The sequence below is a fragment of the Natronococcus sp. CG52 genome, from assembly GCF_023913515.1.
Lineage (GTDB): Archaea > Halobacteriota > Halobacteria > Halobacteriales > Natrialbaceae > Natronococcus > Natronococcus zhouii.
The window spans coordinates 1463559-1477063 of record NZ_CP099391.1; the positions used below are offsets into that span (position 1 = coordinate 1463559).

Annotated in this window: 11 protein-coding genes; 7 read left to right on the top strand and 4 right to left on the bottom strand. The window is 67.8% G+C overall.

Annotation, left to right across the window (positions count from 1 at the left end):
• The first annotated feature begins 93 nt into the window (after nt 1-93).
• The 5 genes from NED97_RS07490 (at nt 94) to NED97_RS07510 (ending at nt 4811) form a co-directional block, all read left to right on the top strand.
• On the top strand, nt 94-690 hold the full coding sequence (locus NED97_RS07490) for a hypothetical protein (RefSeq protein WP_252490085.1): 597 nt from the start codon (nt 94-96) through the stop codon (nt 688-690).
• Between the two features lie 112 nt (nt 691-802).
• A complete protein-coding gene (locus NED97_RS07495; protein ID WP_252490086.1) occupies nt 803-1288 on the top strand; it encodes an Lrp/AsnC family transcriptional regulator in 486 nt (161 codons plus the stop codon).
• A complete protein-coding gene (locus NED97_RS07500; RefSeq protein WP_252490087.1) occupies nt 1285-2442 on the top strand; it encodes a pyridoxal phosphate-dependent aminotransferase in 1158 nt (385 codons plus the stop codon). The genes NED97_RS07495 and NED97_RS07500 overlap by 4 nt, the downstream gene beginning before the upstream one ends.
• An 83-nt stretch (nt 2443-2525) precedes the next feature.
• Nucleotides 2526-3524 carry an arsenic resistance protein gene (locus NED97_RS07505; protein WP_252490088.1) on the top strand — a complete coding sequence of 333 codons (999 nt, stop codon included), beginning with the start codon at nt 2526-2528 and terminating at the stop codon, nt 3522-3524.
• Nucleotides 3525-3599: 75 nt separating this feature from the next.
• A complete protein-coding gene (locus tag NED97_RS07510) occupies nt 3600-4811 on the top strand; it encodes a GNAT family N-acetyltransferase (protein WP_252490089.1) in 1212 nt (403 codons plus the stop codon).
• A gap of 4 nt (nt 4812-4815) precedes the next feature.
• Here the strand turns inward: NED97_RS07510 and NED97_RS07515 are convergent, their stop codons facing one another.
• Nucleotides 4816-5988, bottom strand: coding sequence for an NAD(P)/FAD-dependent oxidoreductase (locus NED97_RS07515; RefSeq protein WP_252490090.1), 1173 nt, complete (start codon nt 5986-5988; stop codon nt 4816-4818).
• A gap of 54 nt (nt 5989-6042) precedes the next feature.
• Entirely contained in the window at nt 6043-7161 is a 1119-nt protein-coding gene (locus tag NED97_RS07520) for an NAD(P)/FAD-dependent oxidoreductase (RefSeq protein WP_252490091.1), read from the bottom strand.
• Between the two features lie 106 nt (nt 7162-7267).
• On the opposite strand from NED97_RS07520, the gene NED97_RS07525 reads away from it, so the two are divergent.
• Both NED97_RS07525 and NED97_RS07530 read left to right on the top strand, forming a co-directional pair.
• Nucleotides 7268-8254 (top strand): ornithine cyclodeaminase family protein, encoded by a 987-nt coding sequence (locus NED97_RS07525; protein ID WP_252490092.1) that lies wholly within the window; start codon nt 7268-7270, stop codon nt 8252-8254.
• A gap of 134 nt (nt 8255-8388) precedes the next feature.
• Complete coding sequence (locus tag NED97_RS07530) at nt 8389-10257, top strand: PAS domain-containing protein (protein ID WP_252490093.1); 1869 nt, start codon at nt 8389-8391, stop codon at nt 10255-10257.
• Between the two features lie 6 nt (nt 10258-10263).
• Here NED97_RS07530 and NED97_RS07535 read toward each other — a convergent pair whose 3' ends face one another.
• Complete coding sequence (locus NED97_RS07535; protein WP_252490094.1) at nt 10264-10851, bottom strand: response regulator transcription factor; 588 nt, start codon at nt 10849-10851, stop codon at nt 10264-10266.
• A 129-nt stretch (nt 10852-10980) separates the two neighbouring features.
• On the bottom strand, nt 10981-13176 hold the full coding sequence (gene purL, locus NED97_RS07540) for a phosphoribosylformylglycinamidine synthase subunit PurL (RefSeq protein ID WP_252490095.1): 2196 nt from the start codon (nt 13174-13176) through the stop codon (nt 10981-10983).
• Between the last annotated feature and the right edge of the window lie 329 nt (nt 13177-13505).

Genomic DNA, 13505 nt, shown 5'->3' on the forward strand with positions numbered 1-13505 from the left:
CAGAGCTCTCGAACAGGGTCGCGTTCACCGCTTCTTCGTGGATCCCGCGGGGGACGACCCACCTATTTGTACCAGCACTGTAATCGGTCTGGTATGCAGACACTCGAGGTCACGGACGAACAGCACGCGTTCATCCAGCAGTTGCGGGAAGCGATCGGCGAGAACGTCGTCGGGAAGTACGGATTCGTCCGCGAACGGGACGCCGTCCAGTTTCTGATCGACAACCTGGACGACGATCTCGAACTCGAGGTCGACGGCGAGTCGACGGGGGCCGGAGCCGTCGCCGACACCGTCAGCGCCGCGATCGACGAGGGAGCGGCGGCGACCGACCTCGAGGAGGTCTCCTACATCGAGGACGAGGTCGTCGAGGGGGACGACGAGACCGAAGCGGACGGGAGAGCGGAGGACGAGGATGATGGTGACGAGGACGAACCGTCGTCGACCGCCGATAGCGAGGACAGCGGCGTCGACGCCGAGGGAGGCGACGAGTCCGACGGCGAGGATGGCGGCAACGCGGACGACGACGACATGCTCGACGAGATGATGAGCCTGCTCGAGACCTACGACGAGAAGTGGGAGGAGTCGTCCTCGGCGGACTACCGGTACACGGTCACGCTGCCGGACGGGTCGACGAAAGACGTCCAGACGAAAGACGACGTTCGCGCACTGTTATTCAAGAACTACCGATAATTCCCGACCGCCGGGTGCCGACATCGGTAGTCGACTGATGCCGGCGGTGCCGTCGGATGCAAAAAACCGGGGATGGACAACGTTTTACTTCCCGCTCGCGCTTGAGGTGGGTATGAGCGAACGCGAGGTGCTCGAGTTGCTCCGTGAGAACGCGCGATACTCGACGGCCGACATCGCGCGAATGACCGACCTCGAGGAAAACGAGGTCGAGGCGACCATCGAGGAACTCGAAGCAGCGGGGGTCGTTCGCGGCTACCAGGCCGTCGTCGACTGGGACAAACTGGAGGACGAACGCGTCCGCGCCGAGGTCGAACTCAACGTTCGCCTCGACCGCGAGACGGGGTACGCCGACATCGCAGAGCGCCTCGCGCGGTTTCCCGAAGTGAAAGCCCTGCGGCTGGTCAGCGGCGATTACGACTTCGACATGGAGGTCGAGGCCGACTCGATCCGCGAGGTCTCCCAGTTCGTCAGCGAGAAGGTCGCACCCGTCCCCGAGATCACCCAGACGGTCACCCACTACGTGATGACCTCCTACAAGGAGAACGGGATCGAACTCGGCGACGGCGACGAGGACGATCGACTCTCGTTCTCGCCATGACGATCGAACTCTCGGATCGCGTGAAGGCGGTTCCGCCGTCGGGCATCCGGCGGTTCTTCGAGATCGCCGAGGAGCGCGACGACGTCATCTCGCTCGGCGTCGGCGAACCCGACTTCTCGACGCCGTGGGCGGCCCGCGACGCCGCGATCGCCTCCCTCGAGCAGGGCAAGACCTCCTACACGGCCAACCGCGGCATGCGCGAACTCCGCGAGGCGATCGCCGATTACGCCGCGGACCGATTCGATCTCGGCTACGATCCCGCCGAGGAGATCATCGTCACCGCCGGTGCGAGCGAGGCGGTCGACCTCGCCTTCCGCGCGTTCGTCGACCCCGGCGACGCCGTCGCGATCGCCCAGCCGTCCTACATCTCCTACGAACCCGGCGTGATCTTCGCCGGCGGCGAGGTGCTGTCCGTCCCGACGCGAGAGGAAGACGAGTTCCGGCTCACCGTCGACGCGCTCGAGGAGGCCGGCGCCGGAGACGCCGAGATGCTCGTGCTCTGTTACCCGAACAACCCGACCGGTGCGATCATGCGCGAGGAGGATCTCGAGCCGATCGCCGAGTTCGCCCGCGAGCACGACCTGACGGTGCTCTCGGACGAGATCTACGCCGAACTCACCTACGACGGGGAGCACACCTCGATCGCGACGCTCGAGGGGATGCGCGAGCGAACGATCGTCTTCAACGGCTTCTCGAAGGCCCACGCGATGACCGGCCTCCGACTCGGCTACGCCCTCGGGCCGGCCGACGCGATCGCCGCGATGAACAGGATCCACCAGTACGCGATGCTGTCGGCGCCGACGACCGCCCAGCACGCCGCCCTCGAAGCGCTCGACTCCTGCGAGAACGACGTCGGGGAAATGGTCGACCAGTACGACCGACGCCGGCAGTTCGTCCTCTCGCGGTTTCGCGAGATCGGAATGGACGTCTTCGAGGCGAAGGGCGCGTTCTACTGCTTCCCCGAGGTTCCCGACGGCTTCACGGCGGAGGAGTTCGCCGAGGGAGTCCTCCGCGAGGAGGGCGTCGCCGTCGTTCCCGGCGACGTCTTCGGCGCGGGCGGCGAGGGCCACCTCCGAATCTCCTACGCGACCGGTCTCGGAGACCTCCGCGAGGCGCTCGCCCGAATCGAGGCGTTCGTCGCGGATCACGCGTAAAACGCCGATACGACGCGCCGCCTCGTTTTCCCGTCAACGAAGATACCACCGTTGTTACGTCTCCGGAACCGACCACCGAGCGAATGGATTTCGTCGAACGGTACCAGACGGTGCTCGTCGCCGTCGCCATCGTCGGGGGGCTCGCGGCCGGACAGGTCGACGGCGTCCCCTCGCTTGCGGAGCGACTCATCCTGCCGTTCCTGATGGTGATGCTGTTCGCCGCGTTCGCCGGCATTCCGTTATCGAGACTCCGGGCCGCGTTCGGCAACCGGCGCGTCGTCGGCTCGAGCCTGCTGGTGAACTTCGTCTGGAGTCCGCTGCTGGCCGTCGTCCTGGGGGCCGTCTTTCTCCGCGACCATCCCGCGCTCTGGGTCGGGCTGATCATGCTCATGGTCACGCCCTGTACGGACTGGTACCTGATCTTCACCGACCTCGCCGACGGGGACGTCCCGCTGGCGACGTCGCTGCTGCCGTACAATCTCGTCCTCCAGCTGGTGTTGCTTCCGGTCTACCTCTACTTCCTGGCGGGGACGCTCGTCGAACTGCCGCTGGCGGTGCTCCTCGAGAGCGTCGCGGTCGTCCTCGTCCTCCCGCTCGTCCTCGCGGGCCTCGCTCGACGGGGGCTGACTCGATGGCGGAGTCGTTCCTGGTTCGCGGAGACGTTCCTGCCGAAGCTGAGCCCGATCCAGATCGTCTTCCTCTCGCTCGCGATCGGCGCAATGTTCGCGTCGCAGGGCGAACTCGTCCTCGAGCGTCCCGGACTCCTCGTCCTGATCGCGGTTCCGATCGTGGCGTTTTACGCGATCAACCTCGGGCTCGGCTTCGCCCTCGGCCGACTCCTCTCCTTGTCCTACGACGAGCTGGTCTGTTTCAACAACACGATCCTCTCGCGGAACTCGCCGACAGCGCTCGCGATCGCGGTCGTCGCGTTCCCTCACGAGCCGCTGATCCCGCTGGCCTTGGTCGTCGGACCACTGCTCGAGCTGCCGCTGTTGAGCGTGATCTCGCAGGTTCACCTGGCGATCCGGCGCCGGGAGTGGTGGCCCCTCGAGCGCGGCAGTCTACCGTCTCGAGGGTCGTAAGGATCGTCGACGACCGCCGGCGTCCCGCCGATACCATCAGCAACGGTTTTCCCGGTCCCTCTCGCGGTCGTTCGTATGGTCGACTACCGTCCCATCCCGGACGAGCGGGAGGTCTTTCACGAGTACCGCAGCTACGCGTTCAGGCCCGAGGAGGGCCTCCCGCCGTACGATCCCGACGAGCACGAGGATCCGCGGGCGACGCGCGGTGCGCGCCGCGCGATCTACGACGACACCGACGCTGGCGACGAGCGCCCGCGAACCGTCTGTCGGCACTACTGGCTCGAGGCGCGCGTCCGCGGCGAGGCCCACCCCACCGCCGGGCTGGCGTCGGTCGCCACGCCGCCGGAGTACCGCCGTCGCGGCCACGTCCGGCAGCTTCTGAAACACTCCCTCGAGGAGTACCGCGACCGCGGCGACCGGTTCTCGATTCTGTGGCCGTTCGAGTACCGCTTCTACCGGCAGTACGGCTGGGACACCGCGAACCGGCTCGTGAGCCACGCGTTCGAGCCGGACGTGCTGTCGTTCGCCAGGGGCGCCGACGCCGACGGCTCGTTCCGCCCGTTCGGGGCCGACGACTACGACGCGCTCGAGCCCGCCTACGAGGCCGCCGCCGAGGGGCTCGCGCTCGAGCGCGACGACGAGTGGTGGCGCCACCGCGTTTTCGGGGGCCACGACGTCGACCCGTTCGTCTACGCCTACGAGCGCGACGGAGAGGTGGCCGGCTACCTCGTCTACGCGATCGGTTCGGACGGCGACGGGCGGACGATGCGCGTCTCGGAGCTGATCGCCGTCGACACCGACGCCCTGCTGGCGCTGCTCGCGTTCTGCTACGACCACGACTCGCAGGTCGGACGGATCGAACTCCGCGTCTCCGAGACGGTTCCGATTCGGGAACTGGCGATGGAGCCCGACGAGATCGAGACGACGATCGACGACGGTCCGATGGTCCGCCTCGTCGACGTCGCGGAGACGCTCCCCGCGCTGTCGCCGCCCGACGCGAGCGCATCGCTCACGCTCGCGGTCGAGGACCCGTTGGCCAACTGGAACGACGGACGGTTCGCGCTCGAGGCCGCGAGCGGACGGCTAACCTGCGAGCGGCTGGACGCGGCTTCGGACGCCGGTTCCGACGCGACGCTCGATGTCGGTGCACTCTCACAGCTCGCCGTCGGCGCCCGGTCGGCGACGGACCTCGAGCGCACGGGCCGGCTCGAAGCGGATCCCGACGCGGTGTCGACGCTCGAGTTCCTGTTCCCGGAGACGGACGTTTACTTCGGCGAGTACTTCTGAGCGCTCACACCACGTTCCGCTCGACCCGCTCGATTCCGGCCTCGAACCGGTCGCTCGAGAGCGCCTCGATGTCGACCAGCGACGCCTCGCCGTCGACGATCAGTTCGGCGACGATCCGGCCGGTCGCCGGTGCGTGCTGGAAGCCGTGGCCGGAGAAGCCGGCCGCGGTGACGAGTCCGGGAACCGTCTCCTCGAGAATCGCGTTGTCGTCGGGTGTGACGGCGTACAGGCCGGCCCAGCCGCGCTTGATCCGGGACTCCGGTCCGAAGTAGGTCGTCCACTCCGAGGCCGTCTCGAGGACGTCGGCGGCCCAGTCGAACTCGATCCCCCGATCGTAGCCGTCCGGGTCGCGGTCCGGGTCGTCGTCCGTGAGGTGGCCGCCGACTAACGCCTCGCCGTCTCGCTCGGGCCGGAAGTAGGTCCCCGTCTCGAGGTCGATCGTCAGCGGGTCGGTCTCGGGCACCGGTTCCTCGGGATCGACGACGACCATCTGGCGTCGCTTCGGCGCGATCGGCAGCGAGACGCCCGCCATCTCCGCGACCCGTCGGGCCCACGGCCCCGCGGCGTTGACGACGAAGTCGGCCTCGAGTCGGCCGTCCGGTGTCTCGACGCCCGTAACGCGCCCTTCGTCGCGGCTCCCGCTTCCCTCAGCGTTCCGGAGCACGTCGGTGATCAGCGTCTTCGTCCGGATGTCGACGCCCGCGTCGGCCGCCGCCCGCGCGTACGCCTGCAACGCGAGGTGCGGATCGGCGAAGCCGTCGGTCGGGGAGTAGGACGCGGCCACGAATTTCTCCGGATCGATCCCGGGACAGTGCTCGCGGGCGGCGTCGGGATCGAGTATCTCGCTCGGAACGCCGCGCTCGTTCTGCATCTCGACGGCCTGTTCGAGCGCCGACGCGGTTTCCGCGGCGCGCGCGAGGAAGAGATAGCCCGTTCGCCGATAGTCGATGTCGGTCCCGAACCGCTCCTCGAACGTGTCCCAGACCGCCATGCTCGCGACGGAGAGTTCGACGTTGGTCGGCGTCGAGAACTGGGCCCGGATGCCGCCCGCGGCCCGTTCCGTGCTGCCGCTCCCGATCGATCCCTTCTCGCAGACCACGACGTCGACCCCGCGCTCGGCCAGCGCGTAGGCGCTCGAGAGTCCGACGATCCCACCACCGATAACGACGGTGCGCATGTGGGTTTCGTTGGCACGTGTGAGGATAAGCGTTCGTTCGCTCTGCAGCGACTGTCACCGAGTCCGTTCGGTTCGATCGTCCCGGAACCGGTCCGGCGAGAGGCGCCTGCGGACCTCGGGATCGACCTCGTCTGCGAGCATCTCGCGGACGACGTCGGCGACGGCCGGCGCGAGGGTAATCCCCTTCCCCGTCATCCCGACCGCGACGAGGTAGCCGTCGACGGCCGTCTCGCCGACGATCGGGCGCCCGTCCGGCGTGACGGTCCGGTACCCGACCCACTCGTCGACGACCGACGCCCCTTCGAGCGCGGGGACGGCGGTCTCGAGGGCCGTTACCGACTCCGCGAACCCCTCGGGGAGGGAGCGATCCCGCAGGTCGTAGCGCTGTCCCTCGACGTACTCCGTTCGGTACGCGCCGATCCACGCCCCCGTTTCGCCGGCGGGGCGGACGTACCGCTTCGACTCGAAGATCGCCGTCGGACACTCGAGCGGCTCGCGACAGTCGAGGGCGACCATCGGTCCTCGCGTGTGACAGAGCGGCAGCGAGACGCCGACCAGTTCGTTCAGTTCCGGCGCCCACGGCCCCGTCGCGTTGACGACGCGGTCGGCCTCGAGCCGGCCCGCGTCGGTGTCGACGGCCGAGACGGCGCCCGAGCGCGTCTCCACGTCGGTCACGCTAACGCCCGTCCGGACGTCGACCCCCGTCTCTCGAGCGCGGTCGGCGAACCAGTTCGCGACCGCGGTCGGATCGCAGATCCGGTCGTCCGGCGTGTAGAGCCCGCCCTCGAGGCCGGCGGGCTCGATCCCGAACTCGGCGAGTTCGGCCGGCTCGAGGAACGACGCATCCGTTCCGTGTTCGCGAAGTGTCGCTGCGGAGTTCTCGAGTCGCTCGGCGAACGTCACCGTCTCCGCGACGTAGACGATTCCGATCCGATCGGCCTCGAGATCGCCGCCCTCGAACAGCGGGCGGTAGGCCTCGTGTGCGCGGTTTCGAAAGCGCAGGTCGAACGGCTCCGGGTCGACGGCGGTCCGCATCAGGAGGCCGGCGGAGGCCGCCGTCGTCTCGGTCCCGATCCGGGAGCGCTCGATCAGGGTCACGTCGTGGTCGGTCGGACCGAGCCGCGACGCGATCGCCGTACCGACGATCCCGCCGCCGACGATGACGATGTGCATACCGTCTCGTACGACGGCGGGCGATAAATCACCATTCTCGACGTTCCGTCGTGTCGGCCGGCGTCCCTGATACACACTGAAGTGCTCCCCTCGCGATGGTCGCGACATGGTGCGGATACTCTCCGACGAGGACGTCGCGTCGGTGCTCGACCTCGAGGAACTCCTCCCAATCGTCGCCGACGCATTCGAGAAACAGCACGCGGGCGCCGTCGAACGACCGGAGCGCCCACATTACCCGATCGGAACGGGCCTCGATCCGGATGCCCCGAGCGAGCCGACCGGGACGGGTCTCTGTATGCCGGCCTACGTCCACGGCGCGTCCTACGCCGCCACGAAACTCGTCGCCGTCTGCGAGGACAACCCGGAGCGCGGGCTGCCGACCGTCACCGCGCAGATCGCGCTCACCGACGCCGAAACCGGCCAGCCGGTCGGCTACCTGGCGGGGAACCGGGTCACCAGCGCCAGAACCGGCTGTATCGGCGGCCTCGCGGTACGCGAACTGGCGGCGGACGGTCCGATCGATCTCGGGGTGATCGGCGCCGGCACGCAGGCCCGGTGGCAGACGCGAGCGATCGCCGCCGCGGTCGGGACGGATCTCGAGTCGATCAGGGTTTACTCGCCGAGCGACTCCCGCTTCGCCTGCGCCGAGGAACTCGAGGGTGAACTCGGCGTTCCAACGACGCCGGTCGAGAGCCCCGGCGAAGCCGTCTCCGACGCGTCGGTCGTCGTCACGGCGACGACGAGCACCGAGCCGGTCTTCCCCGGCGACGCGCTCGCGGACGGAACGCTCGTCGTCGCGGTCGGCGCGTACACGCCCGAAATGCGCGAACTGGACGAGGAAACCGTCGACCGGGCGGAGCAGATCGTCGCCGACGTCCCGACGGAGGCCGCCGAGACCGGCGACCTTCGCTCCCACTCCGACCGCGAAATTCGGCCGTTCGGCGGCGTTCTCGCCGGCGAGTTCGGTCGCGAATCGCCGGACGAGCGTATCGTCATGGCGAGCGTCGGGACGGCGGTGCTCGACGCCGCGGCCGCCGAACTCGTCTACGACCGGGCCGCCGAGGACGAGGTCGGAACGAGCGTCCCGCTCTGAGAACCCCCCGTGCGGCCACGACACTCAAATACCGCGTCCGTGAAGCATTCGTCTGTATCGATGATCGAAACCGGAGCTGGGAGGCCCCGCGCTCGTCGCGAGGGTTGGATGCGGCGCGAACGGGGTAGACAGTCGTGACCGCTGGGTCAGCAGCCTACGTCGATCGCGTCACGGACGCCTTCTTCGCCCTCGACACCGACTTCCGATTTACCTACCTCAACGAGCAGGCGGCAGCCCTGCTCGAGGGGTCGCCTGGAGAACTGATCGGTCGGGCCGTCTGGGACGAGTTTCCCCGCGCCGTCGAGACGCAGTTCCCCGGCGGATTTTACCGGGCGATGGACGAGCAGGTCCCGGTGACGTTCGAGGTGTACCACGGTCGTCTCGAAAGCTGGTTCGAAGTCCGGGCGTACCCCTCCGAAACCGGCCTCTCGGTGTATCTGCTCGACGTCACCGAGCGAAAGGCCCAGGAGACGACGGCCGCCCAGCACGCCGCGGTCATCGAGGCTATCGACGACGGCGTCGTCACGCTCGACCGAAACAGACGGATCGTCGCCGTCAACGGGGCCATGACCGCCCTCCTCGACGTCGACCGGGACGAACTGATCGGCGAGCACGTCGAGGCCGTCACCGAACTCGCCGGGATCGACGACGAGGACGCTATCGCGATCGGCCGAGGGATCACGGACGTCGACGCGGGCAACGCCGAACAGCGTCGACTCGAGGTCCAGTTTACCGACTGCGAGGGAATCGACCGGGTCGGCGAACTTCGGATCGTTCCAGTCCAGGACGAGACGGCCACCGTCGCAACCGTCGTCCGCGACATCACCGACCGCCGCGAGTACGAGCGCATCGTCACCTCGCTCCACGAGGTCACCCGGTGGCTTCTCGACTCCGACGATCCCGAGGAGATCTGTGCCATCGCCGTCCACGCCGGGAGCGACCTGCTCGACCTGCCGATCAGCGGCGTCTGGCTGCTCGAGGAGGAGCGCGGCTATCTCGAGCCGATCGCGGGAACGGCGGGTGCCTACGAGGAGTTCGGGGGGCTGCCCCGATTCAACCCGGGCGAGGGTCTCGTCTGGGAGGTGTTCGAGTCCGGCGAGATCGAACGCTTCGACGACCTGGAGAACGTCGACGAGCTGTACAATCCCGACACGCCGATCCAGTCCGAGATCATCGCACCCATCGGGACCCGCGGCGTGCTCATGACCGGCTCGTTCGAACCGTATCAGTTCGACGAGACGGACGTCGATCTGCTCTCGACGCTCGTCGAGAACACTCGCGCCGCACTCGACCGGGCCGACAGGGAGCGCGTCCTCCGCCGGCGAACGAAGCAACTCGAGCAGCAGACGAAACGCCTCGAGTCGATCGCCGACGTCCTCTCGAGCGACCTGAAACACCACCTCGAAACGATCGCGGACGCGCTCGAGGACGACGTCGACGCGGCCTGGGAGTTCCCGCTCGCAGCGGACTCGGTCGAGACGACCCTCGACAGGACCGAACACCTCGTCGACGACGTCCGGGAGTTCGCGCGCAACGCGTCGGACGTCGGAACGCGCACCCGGATCGAACTCGCGGACTCGATCGAGACCGCCCTCGAGTCGTCGCAACTCGAGGGCGAGACGGTCGTCTTCGACGAGCGGGCGACGCTCCGGGCGGACAGGGAGCGGTTTCGGCACCTCCTCGAGTCCGCGTTCGACAACATCGCGGCCCGCGCCGGCGACGACGACGTGACGGTCCGGATCGAACTGTGCGGCTTCGGGAGCGACGATCGATCGCGAGGCTTCCGCGTACTCGACGACGCGGCCGCAGTCGCGACCGACGGACGAGATGGAGCGTTCGGACCGACCGTCGACGACGAGACGGCCATCGACGGGCTGGGACTCGCGGTCGTCAGAGCGATCGCCCAGGCCCACGACTGGACCCCTGCGATCGAAACCGACGAACGCGAACGAACCCGAATCGAAATTCGAAACGTAACGACCCTCGAGCGGCGAGAACAGTAACGAGCGTCAGTCCGGGCACGTGGGGATCCGGGCGATCTCCTGGTAGAGCTGCCGGTAGCCGGTCCGCTCGAGCAGTTCCGCCCGGGTCTCGTCGACCTGGACGCGGAGCACCGCGAGCCGGTCCTCGAGTTCGGCGTACTCCTGGCTCGATTGCAGTTCGGCCTCGCTCTTCCGGCTAACCAGCATCGCCTTCTTCGAAGCGAGGGTGAAAAACTCCCGTAACTGTTCGTCGTAGGCGCGTCGCAACAGCAACTGATCGATACTGTTCCGGAGTTCGTTCCTGGACACCGGCTTGAGGAGGTAGTCGTCGAATTCCGTGTCGACGCTATCCGGGTCGGGTTCGGCCGCGGTTACCATCGCCACCCGTAACTCCAGTTCGCGGTCCCGGATCGCGTCGAGCACGGTCGTCCCCGACTGGCCTGGGATCCGTCTGTCGAGCAAGACCACGTCGAACGCCTCGTCGATCGCCTCGACCGCCTCGGTCCCGTCGTGTGCCGTCTCGACGCGACACCGATCCTCGAGCCAGGATGCGTATAGCTCGGCGAGTTCGGGCTCGTCTTCGACGATCAGTACGGATACGTTGTCGGCAGCCATCGAACGAAACACTTCCCTAACTGGCGGTTCGTTGTAGTCATCGTACCGGTAGCATATGAAAATATCGGGTGCTCCGGCGAGTTTTGCAGGGGTACCCGCCACAGTTCGCCGAGCGGAGCCGTCCCGTCGCTACTCGAGTTCGCGTTCGATCGTCGCGCGCCGGTCGGCGATGGCGGCCGCGTCGGTCGCGATCGTCCGGTCGCCGACGCTGATCTCGAGCGTTCCGTCGGCCGTCGCGCTCCCGAGGTCGAAGACCGGTGCGACGTCCTCGAACGCCTCGCGGACGGTCGCGGGGTCCTCGGTCTGGATCAGCGCGCGACCCGGCTGTTCGTGGAACAGCGCGCCCGCCGAGTCGCCGCCGGGAAGCGAGACCTCGAGACCCGCGTCCGCGGTGACCATCTCGGCGAGTGCGACAGCTAACCCGCCGTGACTGACGTCGTGGACCGCGAGCGTCGAGTCGTCGTTCGCGACGGCAGCGAGCGCCTCGACGACGGCGGCGGGCTCGTTCGGAAGAGTCGGGAACCGGTCGCTACCCTCGAACTGCGCGAGGTACTCGGAGCCGCCCAGCCGGCAGTCGTCCGACTCGAGGCCGAGATCGCCGACGAGCAGCAGATCGCCGTCGGATTCGACCGACAGCGGCGGCGCGTCGTAGCCGTCCTTCGTGCCGACCATCGCGAGCGTCGGCGTCGGCGGGATCGGCCCCGCGACGGAGTCGTTGTACAGCGAGACGTTTCCGCCGACGACCGGCGTCGAGAGCGTCTCGCACATCTCGGCGAGGCCGTCGACGATTCCAGTGAAACCGCCGTAGACGTCCGGCTTCTCTGGGTTGCCGCCGTTCAGGCAGTCGACGGCGGCCAGCGGCGTCGCGCCCTTGGCCGCGATGTTCGTCGCGTTCTCGAGGGCGATCGCTCGAGCCCCCTCCCGGGGTGCGGTCGTCGTCCAGTTCGGCGCGGCGCCCGACGAAATTGCGAGACCTCGTCCGGTCTCGCGGTTACCACCGCTCGACTCGTCCGCGGAGCCGCGCTCCGCGCTCGCCTCTCGAATCGCGATAATCGCCGCGTCGTCGCCCGGCCCCACGCTGGTCCGGACGCCGACCTCGTGGTCGTACTGGCGGTAGATCCACCGCTTCGAGGCCGTGTTCGGGCTCGAGACGACCGTCTCGAACGCGTCCTCGAGATCCGCATCGGGAAGGTCGGTCTCGGGTTCGGTCGGCTCCTCGGTCTCGAGGTCGTTCATCGGCGCGCCCTCGCCGAGGAAGGAGGCGTCGACGTCGACGACGGTCTCGTCCCGGAAGGTACACACATAGTTCTCCTCGGTCACCTCGCCGATGACCGAACAGCCCAGGTCGAACCGCTCTGCGATCTCGCGGACGCGCTCGACGTTCTCCGGTTCGACCTCGTAGCACATCCGCTCCTGGGACTCCGCCAGCAGGATCTCCAGGGCGTTCATGTTCGGTTCGCGCTGGTGGACGCGCTCGAGTTCGATGCGGGCACCGAGGCCGCCCTTGGCGACCAGTTCGCTCGAGGCGCCGCCGAGGCCGGCGGCACCGAGGTCACGAGCGGACTGGATCAGGCTCTCGTCGACGAGGACCTCGTTGGCCTCGATGAGCAGCTTTTCCGCGTAGGGGTCGCCGACCTGGACCGCGGGACGGTCCTCGGTCTCGGCATCTTCCGCGAGATCCTCGCTGGCGAAGCTCGCACCGCCGAGTCCGTCGCGGCCGGTGCCGTTGCCGACGAGCACCAGCTCGTTGCCGGGCTCCTGTGCTTCGGCGGTGACGAGGCGCTCCTCGTTCGTGAGGCCGACGCAGGCGACGTTCACCAGCGGGTTCCCCTCGTAGTCGGGGTGGAAATCGACGCTGCCCGCGACCGTCGGCACGCCGATACAGTTGCCGTAGTGGCTGATGCCCTCGACGACGCCCTCGAGGAGGTACTTCGAGTGCTCGCGGTCGAACTCGCCGAAGTACAGCGAGTCCGCGAGCGCGATCGGGTAGGCGCCCATCGAGAGCGTGTCTCGGACGATCCCGCCGACGCCCGTGGCGGCGCCGTCGAACGGGTCCACGTAGGAGGGGTGGTTGTGGCTCTCGATTCCCATCGTGATGTACGTGTTCCCGTCCTCGCTCCCGGGCAGTGCGACGACCGCCGCGTCGTCACCCGGCCCGACGACGACCTGCTCGCCCTCGCTGTCGAACGCCGACAGCAGCGGTCTCGAGGAGCGGTACGCGCAGTGTTCGCTCCAGAGGTTCTCGAACAGCGCCGCCTCGGCCGGCGTCGGCTCTCGCCCGAGCTCGGAAACGACGAGTTCGCGGTCCGAATCGGCAAGACTCATTCACCTAGGTGATGAAAGTCGGTCGATAAATGGGTTTCTATATGCACGTTTGTGTATTGTATCGGGTCGGTCGGTGGCAGTCACGTCTGGCCGAGTTCCGATCGAGCGGTTACCCAGGATCTCCATCGAACACTCGGACGGAACGTTCCGTCTGGCGGGCGCTGTTTCACTGCACGATACACGGACCGCCACGCGGATACAACAGTAATTTCCTTTGGAAAATTACTTGTATCGATCGTGAATAGTCAGGTCTGCTCGAGGGTCCCGTCGATCGACCGCTGACGCACGTTCCTCCACCGCCGAAATCGGCCCTCGTCCCGCACCTCCGC

Coding starts and splice junctions, on each gene's coding strand:
- NED97_RS07510 (WP_252490089.1), top strand. CDS start 3,600: ATGGTCGACTACCGTCCCATCCCGGACGAGCGGGAGGTCTTTCACGAG.
- purL (WP_252490095.1), bottom strand. CDS start 13,176: ATGAGTCTTGCCGATTCGGACCGCGAACTCGTCGTTTCCGAGCTCGGG.
- NED97_RS07490 (WP_252490085.1), top strand. CDS start 94: ATGCAGACACTCGAGGTCACGGACGAACAGCACGCGTTCATCCAGCAG.
- NED97_RS07495 (WP_252490086.1), top strand. CDS start 803: ATGAGCGAACGCGAGGTGCTCGAGTTGCTCCGTGAGAACGCGCGATAC.
- NED97_RS07515 (WP_252490090.1), bottom strand. CDS start 5,988: ATGCGCACCGTCGTTATCGGTGGTGGGATCGTCGGACTCTCGAGCGCC.
- NED97_RS07525 (WP_252490092.1), top strand. CDS start 7,268: ATGGTGCGGATACTCTCCGACGAGGACGTCGCGTCGGTGCTCGACCTC.
- NED97_RS07535 (WP_252490094.1), bottom strand. CDS start 10,851: ATGGCTGCCGACAACGTATCCGTACTGATCGTCGAAGACGAGCCCGAA.
- NED97_RS07500 (WP_252490087.1), top strand. CDS start 1,285: ATGACGATCGAACTCTCGGATCGCGTGAAGGCGGTTCCGCCGTCGGGC.
- NED97_RS07505 (WP_252490088.1), top strand. CDS start 2,526: ATGGATTTCGTCGAACGGTACCAGACGGTGCTCGTCGCCGTCGCCATC.
- NED97_RS07520 (WP_252490091.1), bottom strand. CDS start 7,161: ATGCACATCGTCATCGTCGGCGGCGGGATCGTCGGTACGGCGATCGCG.